This is a genomic window from Mesorhizobium sp. B3-1-9, assembly GCF_006439595.1.
Classification (GTDB): Bacteria; Pseudomonadota; Alphaproteobacteria; order Rhizobiales; family Rhizobiaceae; genus Mesorhizobium.
In genome coordinates, this window is the sequence record NZ_VFTJ01000005.1 from 291,267 (window position 1) to 308,070 (window position 16,804).

At 63.3% G+C, this 16,804-nt stretch carries 10 protein-coding genes and 1 pseudogene; 4 read left to right on the forward strand and 7 right to left on the reverse strand.

The genetic code is table 11. From position 1 onward, the window contains the following. Positions 1 to 485 precede the first annotated feature (485 nt). Positions 486 to 2,801 (reverse strand): glucose/quinate/shikimate family membrane-bound PQQ-dependent dehydrogenase, encoded by a 2,316-nt coding sequence (locus FJW07_RS11930; RefSeq protein WP_140856576.1) that lies wholly within the window; start codon positions 2,799 to 2,801, stop codon positions 486 to 488. 234 nt (positions 2,802 to 3,035) lie between these two features. On the opposite strand from FJW07_RS11930, the gene FJW07_RS11935 reads away from it, so the two are divergent. The 3 genes from FJW07_RS11935 (at position 3,036) to FJW07_RS11945 (ending at position 8,996) form a co-directional block, all read left to right on the forward strand. Then, positions 3,036 to 4,676, forward strand: a complete 1,641-nt coding sequence (locus tag FJW07_RS11935; protein WP_140856715.1) for a helix-turn-helix transcriptional regulator — start codon at positions 3,036 to 3,038, stop codon at positions 4,674 to 4,676. A gap of 230 nt (positions 4,677 to 4,906) precedes the next feature. Continuing rightward, positions 4,907 to 6,187 (forward strand): FAD-dependent oxidoreductase, encoded by a 1,281-nt coding sequence (locus tag FJW07_RS11940; protein WP_246680738.1) that lies wholly within the window; start codon positions 4,907 to 4,909, stop codon positions 6,185 to 6,187. A gap of 55 nt (positions 6,188 to 6,242) precedes the next feature. Further along, complete coding sequence (locus tag FJW07_RS11945) at positions 6,243 to 8,996, forward strand: UvrD-helicase domain-containing protein (RefSeq protein WP_140856578.1); 2,754 nt, start codon at positions 6,243 to 6,245, stop codon at positions 8,994 to 8,996. A 4-nt stretch (positions 8,997 to 9,000) separates the two neighbouring features. Here the strand turns inward: FJW07_RS11945 and FJW07_RS11950 are convergent, their stop codons facing one another. From FJW07_RS11950 to FJW07_RS11975, 6 genes and pseudogenes are all read right to left on the reverse strand, one after another. Beyond that, on the reverse strand, positions 9,001 to 10,332 hold the full coding sequence (locus FJW07_RS11950) for a P-loop NTPase fold protein (protein ID WP_140856579.1): 1,332 nt from the start codon (positions 10,330 to 10,332) through the stop codon (positions 9,001 to 9,003). A 145-nt stretch (positions 10,333 to 10,477) separates the two neighbouring features. Further along, complete coding sequence (locus FJW07_RS11955) at positions 10,478 to 11,500, reverse strand: ABC transporter permease (RefSeq protein WP_246680739.1); 1,023 nt, start codon at positions 11,498 to 11,500, stop codon at positions 10,478 to 10,480. Continuing rightward, entirely contained in the window at positions 11,497 to 12,294 is a 798-nt protein-coding gene (locus tag FJW07_RS11960; protein ID WP_140856581.1) for an ATP-binding cassette domain-containing protein, read from the reverse strand. Before FJW07_RS11960 ends, FJW07_RS11955 begins: the two co-directional genes overlap by 4 nt. 87 nt (positions 12,295 to 12,381) lie before the next feature. Continuing rightward, positions 12,382 to 13,395, reverse strand: coding sequence for a substrate-binding domain-containing protein (locus FJW07_RS11965; protein WP_140705897.1), 1,014 nt, complete (start codon positions 13,393 to 13,395; stop codon positions 12,382 to 12,384). Between the two features lie 116 nt (positions 13,396 to 13,511). Next, positions 13,512 to 14,417, reverse strand: a pseudogene (locus FJW07_RS11970) (sugar phosphate isomerase/epimerase). Next, on the reverse strand, positions 14,417 to 15,448 hold the full coding sequence (locus FJW07_RS11975) for a Gfo/Idh/MocA family oxidoreductase (RefSeq protein ID WP_140856583.1): 1,032 nt from the start codon (positions 15,446 to 15,448) through the stop codon (positions 14,417 to 14,419). Before FJW07_RS11975 ends, FJW07_RS11970 begins: the two are co-directional and overlap by 1 nt. A gap of 198 nt (positions 15,449 to 15,646) precedes the next feature. On the opposite strand from FJW07_RS11975, the gene FJW07_RS11980 reads away from it, so the two are divergent. Then, positions 15,647 to 16,672, forward strand: a complete 1,026-nt coding sequence (locus FJW07_RS11980; protein WP_140655036.1) for a LacI family DNA-binding transcriptional regulator — start codon at positions 15,647 to 15,649, stop codon at positions 16,670 to 16,672. Positions 16,673 to 16,804: the final 132 nt, after the last annotated feature.

Genomic DNA, 16,804 nt, shown 5'->3' on the forward strand with positions numbered 1-16,804 from the left:
GATGCTCACGTCTCGCAACTCATTGGAAATCGACACCGTCCACCTCTTGCCCACCCCTCAACGGATGCCCGCCATCCTGCTGGGGTGACGGGCATCCATAAACTGGCGATGAAGGGACTCATGGCCGCCAGTCGGGGACACAATGAGATAGCGGGCTATATGTTTCGTCCTTGGGACCAATGCTTGTGATGTGCGACTTCAGTCGGAACCGATAGCGGACTGGGGACTTGCGCCAGGAACGAACCAACCGACCCTCCGTTGACCGACTGCCGGAAGCTCCCGCGACGGCGGTTGAGCACGAGCAGAGGCTCCAGCGCTGGCGGGTTACGCGCTGGAGCCGTCTTAAAAGGTTGGAGCGAGAAAATGGAAGACTATCGGAACAGTGTCCTGGAGGCTCGTTGGCTTCTCGCCGTACCCGTGTCGCTTCTCCTGACCGTCCTGCTGGCGGGCTTCTTGCTTTCGTAGCAGACCGGCCTCACCCGCACCTATTTCGGCAGCGTATAGGCCATCACGTAATCGCCCGGTTTGGTGCCGACCGAGCCGTGACCGCCGGCGACGATGACGACGAACTGGCGGCCATCGGCCACCGTATAGGTCATCGGCGTCGACTGGCCGCCGGCCGGCAGCCTCGCCTGCCAGAGCTGCCTGCCGGTGGTGAGATCATAGGCGCGCAGATAATCGTCGACCGCGGCGCCCAGGAAAGCGACGCCGCCCGCCGTGATCATCGGTCCGCCTATGCCTGGAACGCCGACCTTGAAGGGCAAGGGCAGCGGCGTCATGTCGTAGACGGTGCCGTTGCGGTGTTTGTAGGCGATGTTTCCAGTCTTGAGGTCGACGCCGGCGACATAGCCCCAGGGCGGCGCCTGGCAGGGAATGCTGAGCGGCGACAGGAACGGTCCCATCACCACCGCGTAAGGCGCGCCGTCGTTGCGGTTCAGCCCCTGCTCGCTGCCCTTGGTGTTGTCGCCCGGCGCCGGCACGTCCGCGCGCGGAATGAGCTTCGAGGTGAAGGCGAGGTAGGTCGGCATGCCGAACATCACCTGCCGCACTGGATCGACCGCGACGCCGCCCCAGTTGAAGACGCCGAAATTGCCGGGATAGATCAGCGAGCCCTGCAGCGAGGGCGGCGTGTAGCGTCCCTCATAGCGCAGCTTCTTCAACTCGATCCGGCACGCCAGCTGGTCGAACATGGTGATGCCCCACATGTCGGCGCCGGTCAGCGGCTTCGGATTGAATGAAAGGTCCGACGCCGGCTGCGTCGGCGAGGCATGATCGCCCTCGATCGCGCCGCCGGGCGCCGGGACTTCCTTCACCGGAATGATCGGCTCGCCCGTGCGCCGGTCGAGCACGTAGAGATCGCCCTGCTTGGTCGGCCCGACCAGCGCCGGCACCACGCCGTTCGCCGTGGTGATGTCGACCAGCGACGGCTGCGCCGGCACGTCCATGTCCCACAGATCGTGATGCACGGTCTGCCGCACCCAGCGCAATTGTCCGGTGTTGAGGTCGAGCGCCGTGATCGAGGACGAGAATTTCTCGACATTGGCGCTGCGGCCCATGCCGAGCTGGTCCGGCGTCTGGTTGCCGAGCGGCACGTAGAGCAGCCCAAGTTTCTCGTCGGCGCTCGCGGTCGACCACATGTTGGGAGAGTTGTGGGTGTAGGTTTGCCCGGCGGGCAGCGGCGTCGTCACATCCGGATTGCCGGAATCCCAGTTCCACAGCAGCGCGCCGGTATCGACGTCGAAGGCGCGGATGACGCCGGACGGCTCCTCGGTCGAATAATTGTCGTTGACCGCGCCGCCGACGATGATCTTTCCGGCGACGATCAGCGGCGCCGACGTCGAATAGTAATAGCCCGACTTCGGATAGGGCATGCTGGCCATCAGGTTCAACGTGCCCTCCTCGGCGAAGGACGGACACACCTGCCCGTTCGCCGCGTCGAGCGCGATCAGCCTCGCGTCGGAAGTCGGCAGATAGATGCGCGCGGCGCAAGGCTGGCCGGCGGCGATCTTGGCGTCGGCATAATAGGACACGCCGCGGCATGTCTGGTGCTGGCGGTCGGGGTCGAGCTTGATCTTCGGGTCGTAGCGCCACTTCTCCTTGCCGCTCGCGGCATCGATGGCGATGGCGAAATTATGCGGCGTGCAGATGAACAGCGCGTCGCCGATCTTCAGCGGCGTCACCTGGTAGGTCGTCTCGCCGATATCGTCGGGGCCTTTCACGTCGCCGGTTCGATAGGTCCAGGCCGGCCGCAATTTCGCGACATTGTCAGGCGTGATCTGGTCGAGCGGCGAATAGCGCTGGCCGAAGGGCGTGCGGCCGTAGAAGCGCCACTCGCCGGCCGGCATGTCGCCGCCGAGATTGGCCGCCGCCGCCACCTTCTCGGTGCCCAGCGTGCCGCCGGTATCCTTGGGATCGGCGGTCATCGAATAACCGGCGACCGCGAGCGAGGCGAGCACGGCCAGGATCAGCGGCGCGCGTCCGTCCGGCCCCCGCAGGCCTCGCCTTGCCCATGGCGTCAGCAGCCACAGGGCGATGAGCACGATGACACCGCCGCGCGGACCGAGCTGCCACCAGTCGAAGCCGATTTCCCAGACCGCCCAGCACAAAGTGGCGAGCACGAACAGCGCGTAGAGCCAGAGCGAGGCCGACCTGCGCCTGAACAGCAGCCAGGCGGTGATCAGGAAGACCAGGCCGGCGATCAGGTAGTACCAGCTGCCGTCCAGCGCGATGAGCCAGGTGCCGCCGCCGCCAAGAATGAGACCGATGAGGAAGAGGACAAGGGAGGTGATGGTGGTGGCCACGAAAGACTCCCGCAGTTATGCGCAGCAGAAAGATCCCCGCTACAAACCTGGAACCAGTATGCTTCCGATTCTCTTCTGCAGCGGCAGTTTCGGTTGGCCCGTGCGCCGTGTCAATTCATGGCGCCGGTCCTCCCACTGCGCAATCGGCGTTTCGATCCCGCTGGCCGGTGCGTGAGCGCGTGCGCATGCCGGACGGTCTTCCGGAAATCCGTCGGCCGGTGCTATGTCTTGTCGATGGACAGCGTTGCCACAATGCTCCGACGCGCCCGCGACGCCTATGAGAAGCGGGCTTGGGCGGACGCGCTGGAGTTGATGCGGGCCGCGGACGAAGTCACCGCTTTGGGAACAGACGATCTGGAGCGCATGTTCTGGTCGGCTGGAATGCTTGATCGCGATCCCGATATCGTTGCCGCAGCCGAACGCCTGGTCAAAGCGCACAGCGATGCGGGCCGTGACGATAGAGCGGCATATTGGGCCTGCTTCCATGGCTCCCGGCTTCTGGCATTGGGCGAGCATGGCCGCGCAACCGCATGGCTGCAGCGAGCGCAGCGCCTTGTGGAGAGCTTTGGTCGCGAATGCTCGACACAAGGCTATCTGGCTTTGCTGGCGGCACAGAAAGATCTCAGGGCAGGCAGTGATGAAACATCCGCTGCACATGCAAGGCAGGCGCTTGCGATAGGCGAGCGCTGTCGCGATATCGACCTGGTCGCTTTCGCCAGATGCGTTCTCGGTCGCGCCCTGGTACGGCAAGGGCGCGTCGAGGAAGGCATCGCCTCTCTGGATGAAGCCATGTTGCCCGTCATCGGAGGCGAGCTCTCGCCGGTAGTCACCGGGCTGGTCTATTGCAATCTCATCGCCGAGTGCCGCCAGGTCTATGCGCTCGATCGCTCCCGCGAATGGACGGATGCGCTGTCGGCCTGGTGCGGAGCGCAGCCGCAACTGGTTCAATTCAACGGTGCCTGCATGCTGCACCGGGCAGAGATCATGGAAATGAACGGCAATTGGCCGGAGGCGATCGCGGAGTCGCGCCGTGCGGCATCTTCTCCTGTTGCCAAGGCGGCTCGCGACAACACGATCGCGGGCGCCGCCTATCAAGAAGCCGAAATCCACCGCCTGCGCGGCGAATTCGCCGCCGCCGAGGAGATGTACCGGAATGCCAGCCGGCTAGGACTCGAGCCGCAGCCGGGCATGGCCTTGCTGCGCCTGATGCAAGGTCGCACGGAGCAGGCGGCCGCGACCCTGCGCCGTGTGCTCGCCACCACCGAAGCACCGCTCAGCCGTGCCCGCCTGCTTCCGGCGATGATCGAAATTGCAATCGCCGCCGGGGCGATCGAGGAGGCCCGCAACGCCTGCCGTGAGCTGGAAGCGACCGCCAGCCGGTTCGCGACCGAGATACTGGGTGCGATCGCATCTCAGGCAAGAGGCGAAATCGAAATGCACGACGGCAACGCCGCGGCTGCGCTCGGTCACTTCCGCGCGGCGCTCGCGATCTGGCAACGCGCCGGCGCTCCCTATCTGGAGGCGCGGCTGCGCGTGCTGGCCGGCCAGGCCTGCCGTATGCTCGCGGACGAGGATGGCGCGGGACTCGAATTCGACGCCGCGCGTTCGGTTTTTGTGGAACTCGGCGCCGCGCCTGATCTCGATCGCCTTAACGCATTGGCCAGGCCCGTCACGCCATCGGCGCACGGCCTGACGCGGCGCGAGATAGAGGTGCTGACCCATATCACCACCGGCAAAACAAACAGGACGATAGCGGTTGAACTTGGCCTCAGCGAAAAGACCGTCGACCGTCACGTTTCCAACATCTTCGACAAGCTCGCGGTCAACTCGCGCGCCGCAGCGACCGCCTACGCCTTCCAGCACGGCCTGCTCTAGCGCATGTCGCCCAAATTGCGCAGTGTTTTGAGGCAACGACCGGTACCGAAACAAAGACTGACAGAGTCGACCGAATCCATTCGTCGCGACGCGCTGTAGGCCACTACTGGCGCCCGTGGGGAGAAATCCCCATCATCTTTCCTTTGCCGCATGGGGCCTATCCCCGAAGCGTGTCGACGGGCTGGTTCGCTACTCTTCTCCCATGGCTCACCAAGCCGATGGAGACAGAGATGAACGGACGAACGGAAGTGATTTCAATTCAACAGGCAAATCCGCAAGGCACGGGCGCAATCGGCATAGCGGAGACGAAGGCGCGTGCCGGCGCGCTGCTCGAACTCGGGACAGCCTTCATGAAACTTCAGGCTGACACCGCGCAGACGCAGCTGGGCGACGCGAACATCGACAGCGAGCCGCGCCCCGCGCCGCGAGAGGAGCATTTCGACGTCGTCATCGTCGGCGCAGGCCAGAGCGGCCTTTCCGTCGGTTACTATCTGGCCCGCAAGGGGATAAAGTTCGTCATCCTGGAAGCTCGCCAGCGCGTCGGGGATATTTGGCGCGCGCGATGGGATTCGCTGCGCCTTTTCACGCCGGCGCGCTTCGACGGACTGGCGGGCATGCGTTTCCCGACCCCGGCCCATTCCTTCCCGACCAAGGATGAAATGGCCGATTATCTGGAAGCCTATGCCGAGAAATTCGCCTTGCCGGTACGCACGGGCGCCAAGGTTGACGGGGTTAATCGCCACGGCGGGCGTTATGTCGTCACCGCCGGCGCGAGCCGTTTCACCGCCGATCATGTCGTCATTGCCGCCGCGAGCTACCAGAAGCCGAAGCTTCCGGATTTCGCCGCGCTGCTTGATCCCGCGATACGGCAATTCCACTCATCCGCCTACCAAAACCCGTCGCAGCTCAGGCCGGGCGGGGTACTTCTGGTCGGGGCCAGCAATTCAGGTGCGGAGATTGCCATGGACCTGGCCGGCACGCACCGCGTCTGGCTGGCCGGCCGGCATCCAGGCCACATTCCCGTGGCCTACAACGGCACCATCGCTCTCCGTGTGGTGATACCGTTCGTTTTCCGCGTCCTTCTCCACCGTCTGCTTTCCGTGGATACGCCGATCGGGCGCAGGGTAAGACCAGCACATCTCGTCCATGGCCTTCCGCTGATCCGGGTAAAGCCGCAACACATGGACGCGGCCGGGATAAACCGGGTTGCGCGCGTCGCCACCGTCAAGGACGGTAAGCCGGTGCTCGAGACCGGCGAGGCTCTCGAGGTCGAGAACGTAATCTGGTGCACCGGCTTCCGGCCCGGACTGGATTGGATCAAGCTGCCGATTTTTGATGAAAGCGGCCGGCCGGGGCAATATCGCGGGTCCGTTACCGGCGAACCTGGGCTCTACGTCTGCGGCCTGCCATTCCAGCACTCCCCCTCCTCGACAATGATCCACGGCGCGGAAAGGGACGCCGGCTACGTGGCGGATGCGATAAGCGAGCTGATGCGGATCGCCAAAAACTAGAACAAAACGTAGACAGTTCTGGTCTTTCGCTGCCGAATCACTACATTCGGGGGCGATGTCGGGCTTTTCCGAGGACATGCCTTTTTTCGATGAACCGAATGCGCGGCCGGCAGCGGCTCCATCCGGCATAGCCGCGCGCGCCATGGCGGCGCGCAGCGGCCAGACCGGCGCGCCCGATTATCTGAAGGGCCTCAACCCGGAGCAGCGCCTCGCCGTCGAGACGACCGAGGGCCCTGTTCTGGTGCTGGCCGGCGCGGGCACCGGCAAGACGCGGGTGCTCACCACCCGCATCGCGCACATCCTTGCCACCGGCAGGGCCTTTCCCTCGCAGATCCTGGCCGTCACCTTCACCAACAAGGCCGCGCGCGAGATGAAGCAGCGCATCGGCCACCTGATCGGCGAAGGCAATGTCGAGGGCATGCCGTGGCTCGGCACCTTCCACTCGATCGGCGTGAAGCTGCTTCGCCGCCACGCCGAGCTTGCCGGGCTGAAATCGGATTTCACCATCCTCGACACCGACGACGTGGTGCGGCTGATCAAGCAATTGATCCAGGCCGAAGGGCTGGACGACAAGCGCTGGCCGGCCAAGACCTTCGCCCAGATGCTCGACAACTGGAAGAACAAGGGTCTCGGACCCGACGAGATAGCGGAAGGCGATGCGCGCAGCTTCGGCAACGGCAAGGGCCGCCAGTTGTACAAGGCCTATCAGGAACGGCTGCAGACGCTGAATTCCTGCGACTTCGGCGACCTGCTCTATCACCCGATCCGCATCTTCCGCGCCTATCCGGACGTGCTGAGGGAGTACCACCGCAGGTTCAAATACATACTGGTCGACGAGTACCAGGACACCAACACCGCGCAATATATGTGGCTGCGCCTGTTGGCGCAGAGGCCTGGGATTCAGAGAAATGGGGCCCCGGGCGGCCGCGCACCGAGCGCTTCGAAATCGACTATCGATAGAACAGAAGGCGGTCACTACAGACCACCAGTTCCCGAAGAGGAGCCGTTAGCCCGCAGCGATGAATGGGACGTTTCGGCCGAAGGCCGCAAGCCCGACCGGGCGTCCGAGCCGTTGCGAGGCCCTCGCGGAGGGCCCGCGCCGGCAGGCGCGGAACAGCCCGTGAGCGTAAATATCTGCTGCGTCGGCGACGACGACCAGTCGATTTATGGCTGGCGCGGCGCCGAGGTCGACAACATCCTGCGCTTCGACAAGGATTTTCCGGGCGCCACCATCATCCGGCTGGAGCGCAACTACCGGTCCACCGCGCATATTCTGGGCGCGGCCTCGCATCTCATCGCCCACAATGAGGGCCGCTTCGGCAAGACGCTGTTCACCGACCGCGACGACCCCGAGGACGACAAGGTGCACGTCCACGCCGCCTGGGACTCCGAGGAAGAGGCGCGCGCCATCGGCGACGCCATCGAGGCCTATCAGCGGCAGAAGCACAACCTCAACGACATGGCGATCCTGGTGCGCGCCTCGTTCCAGATGCGCGCCTTCGAAGACCGATTCATCACGCTGGGCTTGAACTACCGCGTCATCGGCGGCCCGCGCTTCTACGAGCGCTTGGAAATCCGCGACGCACTTGCCTTCTTCCGCGTCGTCGCCAACGGCGGCGACGACCTCGCCTTCGAGCGCATCGTCAACGTGCCGAAGCGCGGGCTGGGCGAAGCCACCATCCGCCAGATCCATGACACGGCGCGCGCCATGCGCGTCCCGATGCTGGAGGCCGCCGCGACGCTCGCCGAAAGCGACGAGCTGAAGCCGAAGCCGCGCGCGGCGCTGCGCGAGGTCGCAGCCAATTTCGAGCGCTGGCAGAAGGCTCTGGAAACCACCCCGCACACCGAACTCGCCGAGACCATCCTGGAGGAGAGTGGCTACACCGACATGTGGAAGAACGACCGTTCGGCGGATTCGCCCGGACGGCTGGAAAACCTCAAGGAGCTGATCCGCTCCATGGAGGAGTATGAATCGCTGCGTTCCTTCCTCGAGCATGTCGCGCTGGTGATGGAGGCCGAGCAAGGCGAGTCGCAAGATGCGGTCTCGATCATGACGCTGCATTCGGCCAAGGGCCTAGAATTCGAGACCGTCTTCCTGCCCGGCTGGGAGGAAGGCCTGTTCCCGCATCAGCGCGCGCTGGACGAAGGCGGCCGTTCCGGCCTGGAGGAAGAGCGCCGGCTTGCCTATGTCGGACTGACGCGCGCCAAGAAGAACCTGCACATCTGGTTCGTCTCCAACCGCCAGATTCACGGCCTTTGGCAATCGACGATCGCGTCGCGCTTCGTCGACGAATTGCCCGAAACCCATGTCGATATCGCCGACAGCGGCAACAGCTACGGCGGCTACGGCAATCCCTATGGCGGCGGCGCCTTCGCTTCCGGGCGCGGCGGCGGCCGGCAGAATCCTTACGGCGCCTCGCGCTTCGACAATATCGGCGCCAAGGACCAGGGCAGCTTCTCCAACACCTATGCAACGCCCGGCTGGCAGCGGGCGCAGGCGAACCGCACCGAGGCGACCGACCGCAACTGGGGCACCCGCTCCGGCCACCAGGTGGAACGCATCGGCTATGGCGAGACAGACTCCGGCTACGGCGCCGGCCGCACCTCGGTGAAAGGCCGCACCATCGAGGGCGAGCTGGTCGCCAAATCCGTCGCCGATACGCCATCCGCCTTCAATGTCGGCGACCGCGTCTTCCACCAGAAATTCGGCAACGGCAACATCGCGGCAATAGACGGCAACAAGCTCACCATCGACTTCGACAAGGCCGGCCAGAAACGCGTGCTGGACGGGTTTGTCGCGCCGGTGTGAACGATCAAGTCGGGAATGCGAAACGATCTACGATTTTATTTGCCAGGAAGCGAACAACGTCCTCACGGTCTATATTGAACTCAAATGAGCTACTCCTAAATCCGCTCACATCGAATCCCTGGAGCTCTTTATCCGACGACAGGAAGTACCTCCAATTCAGGGCATACCAATCGAGGTCGTTATCTCTTTTATCTGGATCATCAGAGAATTCGTAGTGCGCCTTGACTTCGCGATACGCCAAAGTTCCATCCTTTGCCTTTGCAAATAAAGATGGCATGGAAATCTTTAGATCACAGAGTATATAGATAATCGCCGGATATCGGATCGTCCTTTTGTTCGTGAAAGCCATACACAAACCAAATAATGTGCAAAGGCGCTCAAGTCGACGCAGGGAATAATCACCTCTGCGCCACACCACCGAGGTAAAATCCGCAAAGCTATCCTTTAGCTGACCCGATTGATCGTCGTCCGGCATCTCGTTGAGGATGTTCAGAACAAACCTCTTAAGGAGGCGATCATTCTCTCTTTTTTCGAAGCGTGGGAATGTAACTCTAAAATGAATAAACTTCTCAAGATATAGACTTGCGTCTATCTCAGATCCGTACATTTTTTTCGTCGCAGCCGAGAGCTGATTAAGCTGGCAAACAAGTAAAAAGTGTACGTTTTTGACGGAAAATAGATGCTTTATCGTCTCCAGGACCGACAGAGCATATGTTGGCTTGCACCTATCAAGTTCATCCACAATGAATATAAGAGGTTTTTGATCATCATTTGCCGACATAAGATCTGAAAGGGTCTGGCGAAAACTTTCGAATGCCCTTTGCTCTGCTTTTGCACTTTCCAGTCGGCTGTCAATGATTCTGTCGAGTTCAGCATGGATCTCTTTAGCTACCTCATTGGCTACATCCTCGTTTGCGTCTTCAAAGTCAGAGGCTCGAACCACACCGGCCGTTAATCCGCGAACGGCTCCTTTAATAGCAACCCGTCCAACAATCTTGGCTACGTCTTTTACTCGTTCCTTTAATACTCTCTTTTCTTTTGGCTTTATGCCAGTTTCTTCGATAATTTCTGCCGCCAATGAAACAAAGACGTCTGGTTCATAATCACGTTTGAAAGCATCGAAATAGACAACTTTAAACTTCTGATCCTTAGCCCTCCGAGCCAGTCGTCTCGCGAAAACCGTTTTTCCCGACCCCCATGGCTCGTCAAGCGCGACAACTAATGCATCGTCGCTAAGCTCAAACACCTTTAGGAGCCCATCGCCGAACACGTCACGGCCAAAAATATCTTCGCTGGTTCCAACTGCATGCTCGATATCTGGTGCAAGTATCTTCATCCGAGGCTCCTACGAACAGGAACCTTCTAGCATACGGAATGGTCACTCTAGACGTCGGCCAACCCAATCCACCAGTTATTTTGCTAGTTCCGCAGCAAAACAGAATCGACAAGCCTGATCTTACCTGTACCTTGCCTGGTTCCACTTATGGCCGAGCAGCGACAGGATGATGATCAGCCCGTTGAAGAACTGCACGTAGAAGCCGCTCAGGCCCGCCGCCACCACGCCGGTCTGGATGAAGGACACGGTGACTGCGCCGATCGCGCCGCCAACCACCGTGCCGATGCCGCCCCAGGTCGGCGTGCCGCCGACGAACACCGAGGCGAGCACCGGCAATAGATAGCCGTCCCGCCGTCGGCCACCAGGTGAAGTTGATCATCACCGAAAACGTGCCGGCGATCGCAGCGCCGATCCCGACGAAAACGAACACTTTCACCCGCACCCATTTGACGTCGATGCCCATCTGCCTGGCGCTGTCGGGATTGTCGCCGACCACCTTGACCTGCGCGCCGAAGCGATGGCGGTTGTAGAGCAGCGCCGAAAACACAACGAAGGCGATGGCCCAGAATATCTGCACAGGGATGCCCCAGACCTGGCTGGAGAAGATCTTGTAGGCCGAGCTGTCGGCAAGGCCGGTCAGCGCCATCGACTTGCCCTCGTTGATGATCTGGATCAGCCCGCGCAGCAGGAAATTCATGCCGAGCGTGGCGATCAGCGACGACAGCCCTCCATAGACGACCAGCGATCCGACCAGGAAGCCGAGCAGCGTGCCGGTGGCGAGCGCCGCCGCGATGCCGAGGAACGGGTCGTAGCCGGCCTGCACCACCAGCGCGAAGACCCAGGAGGCGAAGCCCATCGTCGCCGGGAACGACAGGTCGATCTCCCCGCAGGTGACGACGAAGACCAGCGGCACCACCACGAACAGCGCCACCGGAAGCGTCGTCAGCACCGAGCTGTAAAGGTACCAGGTGGAGAACACGGTCGGGTTGGCGATGATGAACACCGCCATCATGACGACGAAGACGGCGAGCGTGCCGAGCGATGCACGGTTGTCGAGGACGAAGCCGCGCAGCCAGTGATCGGAGGGATGGTTCCATTCCTTGCCGACCGCCGCGCCGCGCGCGCTTGCAAGGGGCTTCTGCAGATCGGGTTCCATGGCCTTGCTCATCGCGCTCCCTGCTCCGCTTCGCCGGCTTCCTGCAGTTCGGGCAGCCCGCCCGGATGCGCGACGTCTTCCATGAAATTGATGAGGTCGTCGGCCGACTTGACGTCGCTACGGTCAGCGCTGAGCGCCACCTTGCCGCGGTCGAGCACGACGAAACGGTCGGCGATATCGAAGACATGGTGGATGTTGTGGCCGATGAACAGGATCGAGCGGCCGCTCGCCCGCACCTGGCGCACGAAGTGGAAGACCTTGGCGGTCTCGGTCAGCGACAGCGCCGTCGTCGGCTCGTCGAGGATGATCAGCTCCGCCTGCTTGTAGATGGCGCGCGCGATCGCCACGCCCTGGCGCTCGCCGCCGGAAAGCTGGCCGACGATCGACTGCGGCGTGAACACTTTCGAGGTGAAGCCGATCTCGCGCATCAGCCGGCTCGCTTCCTCGATCTCCTTGTTGACCTTCAGCCAGCCCATGAAGCTGGTGAGCTCGCGGCCCATGAAGATGTTGCGCACGATCGTCTGCTGCACGGCCAAAGCCCGGTCCTGGAACACCGTCTCGATGCCGGCGTCGCGCGAGCGCGCCGCGCTCCATCCGCTGACCGGCTTGCCGCGCACCAGGATCTCGCCGCTGGTCGGCTTGACCACGCCGGACAGGATCTTGATCAGCGTCGACTTGCCGGCGCCATTGTCGCCGATCAGGCCGACCACCTCGCCGCGGTCGACGCTGAGATTGACGCCGCCCAGCGCATAGACCTGGCCATAGGATTTCTTGATGTCGCGCAGTTCGATGATGCGTTCGCCCATGCGATCCTCGCTTGAATTGTCCATCTGCCGGCCTTTGCGCCGGCGATCCGGCCGGCCGGGCCTAATCCCGGCCGGCGGCTTGGGAGGTCAACGCAGCGCCTGCTTGGCGAGCTCGGCGACGATCTCATAATTCTGCGGCGTGACGAAACCCGCGCCGGTATCGACATTCATCGGCGCCAGTCCCAGCACGACCTGCTGGCAAAGGCTGAGGATAGGCAGGTAACCTTGCAGGAACGGCTGCTGGTCGGCCGTCAGCTGCACCCAGCCGCCCTTGAAGGCTTCGACGATCTGCGGGCTGGTGTCGAAGCCGAAATTGAAGATGTCGCCTGGCTTTCGCCCCGCCGCCTGCATGTAGGTGGCGACATTGCCGAGCATCTGTCCGCCGGGATAGCCGACCGCCTTGACGTCGGGATGGTTGAGAAGTGCTGCCGTGATCACCGGAATGGCGAGATTGGGATCGGAAGCCCATTCGCCGCTCGGCGGCGAGGAGAGCTGGATCACCTCGACGCCCGCCTCCTTCAAGGCAGCCACCGTGCCGCGTTCGCGGGCACCGCGGTTTTCATTCTCGAACGGCCCGATCATGATTGCCTTGTCGCCGGCTTTCAGCTTGCCAAGCTTGAACGCCTCGGCGCCGAGCGCGCGGCCCTGCTGCTCCTGCTGCGCGCCGACATAGCCGCCGCCGAACGCTTCCACCACCTTCGGCACCGGCACGTTCTGGTACATCATCTTGATGCCGTCCTTATGCGCCTGCTCGGCCAGCGGCATGATCGCGGCATCGCCCGGATGGCCCATCATGGCGATGCCCTGCGGCTTGACAGCGACCGCCTCGCGCAATTGCTGCACCATTTTCTCGACGTCCCATTGCGAGAAGATGTAGTCGACCTTCGGCCCGAGATCGGCGGCCGCCTGCTTGGCGCCATTGTAGACGATGGTGCCGAAGGCGTCGCCCTCTGCGCCGCCGACGAAGAAGCGGATGTGCACGTCCTTGCACCATTGCGCGTCCAGCGCCTTTGCCGGCAAAGTGGAGATCGAGGCGCAGAGCGCCGTGGCGGCCGCCACGACGGTCGAGCGCAGAACAGTCCTTCTGGTCGTCATGCTCATGCACGTTCCTCCCTTTTGATCCCTCGCATCGGAGGGTTTTCGACAATCGCTCGGCGCGGCGCGCCGCAGTGCCGGCCGGCTCCTCCCGCCGACCAATCCTGACATCAAATTTGGCCTCAAGCCGGATTGGGCAGGTAGCTGGACCCTCCCCTGCATTGCTTCAGATAGTCGAGCGCGCGCGCCTGGCCGGTGATCTCGAGATCGCCGCGATAGACCGGGTCGTGCCAGCCCTCGATGTCGATGGCGCCCTTGTAACCGGCAAGACGCAACTCGCTGATCACCCGCGTCCAGTCGCTGTCGCCAAAACCCGGCGTACGCATCTGCACGAACGGCAGGCGGCCGAACACGCCGTGCTCGCGGATCACGTCCCAGCGCACGGTGGCATCCTTGCCGTGGACGTGGAAGATGCGCGGCGCCCATTTGCGGATCTGCGGGATCGGATCGATCAGATAGACGAGCTGATGGCACGGCTCCCATTCGAGGCCGAGATTGTCGTTGGGCACCTAGTTGAACATCAGCTCCCAGGCATCCGGGTTGTGGGCGATGTTCCAGTCGCCGCTCGCCCAGTTGCCGTCCATCGCGCAATTCTCGAAGGCGATGCGCACGCCCTTGTCGGCGGCGCGTTTCGCCAACGGCCCCCAGACTTCACGGAAACGCGGGAGGCTGTCGGTCAGCTTCTTGCCGCGGATGCGGCCGGTGAAGCCGCTGACCATGGACGTCCCGAACAGATGCGCATTGTCGATGACGGCCTCCCAAGCCGCGAGCACGCCGCGATCGACCTCGCCGCCTTCCAGCGGGTTGCCGAACACGCCGATCGACGACACGGTAACGTCGGCATCGCCGATCGCTTCGCGGATTTCGCCCGCCAGGCGCTTCAGGTCCTTGCCGTCCAGCGTCTGCCAGAAGAAAGGCTGGATGCTCTCGAAGCCGAGCGGCAGGATCTGCCTGACATAGGCGCCCGGGTCGTCGAGATTGGCCCGCACCATGGTGCCGATCCTGATGTCGAGAAGCGGATTTGCCATCATTGTGCTTCCTTGACGATTGCCACGCGCCGCCCGCTCTCCGCGCCCTCGATCGCGCCGAAGACCATGGCCAGGCTTTTGATGTTGTCGGCGCCGCGCGTCTCCGGCTCGGCGCCGGTCTCGATCGCGTGCATGAAATCCTTGATGATGCCGAGATGGCCGTCGACGCGGTCGGTCGGATCGAGCGGCGGTACTTCGATCGGCTGGGTCTTGTCGATGATACCGTCGCGGCCAGACGCAACCACCTCCGCCTTGAGCCCGTCATGGCCGTCCCACAGCACGCTGCCGCGCTCGGCGACGATGCGCCAGCTGCCTTCCCAGCTGGTGCGGAAGCCGTCCGCGCACCAGGAGCCGGCATAGGTGAACACCTTGCCGCCGCCGAGATCGAAGACGGCGCTCGCCGATGAGCCCTGCCGATACCAGGAACTGGCCGGCTCCCATTCCTGGCAGTAGACGCTGGCCGGTTCGCCGGCGACCATGTAGCGCGCGGCGTCGAAAGTGTGGATCGCCATGTCGAGCAGCAGCACGTGGCGCATCTCCTCGCGAAAGCCGCCGAAATGCGGCGCGACGAAGAAATCGGCGTGGATGCTGGTCGGCGCGCCGATGGCGCCGGAGTCTAGGAAGCGCCTGATGCGCCTGACATTGGCGACATAGCGGCGGTTCTGGACGACGGCATGGACGCGCCTGGCCTTGCGCGCCGCCTTGATGATGGCGCGCGCATTGTCCGGGCTGTCGGCCAGCGGCTTTTCGGTGAGCAAATGGCAATGATGGGCGAAGGCCGAAAGCGCGACTTCGCGGCGGGCAGCCGGGACCACGACATCGAATACGGCGTCGGGCTTGGTCTCATCGAGAACGGCGTCGAGGCTTGTGCTGACCACTGCATTGGAGAGCCCGTATTCGCGCGCCCTCGCTTGCGCCCGTTCGGCATCGAGATCGACAAGGCCGGCAATGGCGAGCCCGTCGATCCGCCTTGCGGCATCGAGCCAGTGCTTGCTCATGGCTCCGCACCCGACCAGGACGACCTTCATCATCCAGCACTCCTCCTCGGCTCGGCCCCTCCAGGCCGAGTGTCACGGCATCCGCGGCATCAACCGTAAACGTTTTTCCGTAAACGTTTACGAGAACACACCCGATGGCGTAGAATGTCAATCGGCTGCTTGTCGAAAATTGTCCCGAAGCCTTGGCCTGAGCGGCAGCCGGTGCTAGCCAAGGCAGGGGGAGAACCGTCCTTGGCGTCCAGCATCCACGACCTTGCGCGTCACCTGAACATTTCGATCGGCACCGTGTCGCGGGCGCTGAACGGCCGCGCCGACGTCAATGCCGACACCCGCCGGCGCGTGCTGGAAGCCGCCAAGCTGCTGAACTACGCGCCCAACCAGTCCGGCCGCAGCTTGCGGCAAGGCGCCACCCATTCCGTCGCCTTCATGCTGCAGCCGCATCCCGGTGACCAGCAATATGGCGAGCCGTTCTTCATCCCGTTCCTGACCGGCCTGCAGGCGCGGCTGGCCGAAAGCGGGCTCGACCTGATCGTGGTGATGGGCGCGCCTGGTGACTACCAGCAGGAGCGCCTGCGCCGCGTCGTCGAGACCCGCCGCGCCGACGCGGTGGTGCTGGCCTGGACCCGGCGCGAGGACGAACGCATCGACTATCTGACCGAGCGAGGCTTTCCCTTCGCAACGCTCGGCCGCAGCCGCTCGGGCGGCAAGTCCTACCCTTCGCTCGATCTCGATTTCGAGAAGGCGGGCAGCGACGCGGTCGACCGGCTGGTCGCGCGCGGCCATCGTCGCATCGCCGCCATCCGCCCGGCGCTCAACCTCAATTTCGGATATCTCTTCCTCGACGGCTATCGCAAGGCGCTGAAGCGGCACGGCATCGAGGTCGATCCCGGCCTGATCGCCGACGGCTTCATCAACGAGGCCGGCGGCTACCAAGTGACGCCGCGCGTCATGCTCTCCAAGGACCGACCGACGGCAATCATCTTCAACAACGACGCCATGGCGCTCGGCGGCTGCAAGGCACTGGCCGAGATGGGCATCCGGCCGGGCCACGACATCGCCGTGACCGTCATCGTCGACACGCCGCTCTGCCGCTATTTCTCGCCGACTCTGACAGCCTTCCGTCCATCGCTTGAGCCGATGGGCCGGAGACTGGCCGAGATGCTGCTCGCCTCGCTTCCCGCCTTCGCCGCCCCCGAAGGCACACGCATCATCCGCGAGGTTTGGCCGCTGGAGCTGGTCGTTCGGGAGAGCGATTGAGCGGAAGCGCTTTCCTTCTCCCCCTGTGGAAGAAGGAAAGAACCTCCGCCTGTCACGCAACCATCACGTTCACGTCCTAGACCGCTTGGCGGCCAGGGCTGGCCGCATCGTCGATGCCGCGCCTTTTTGAGC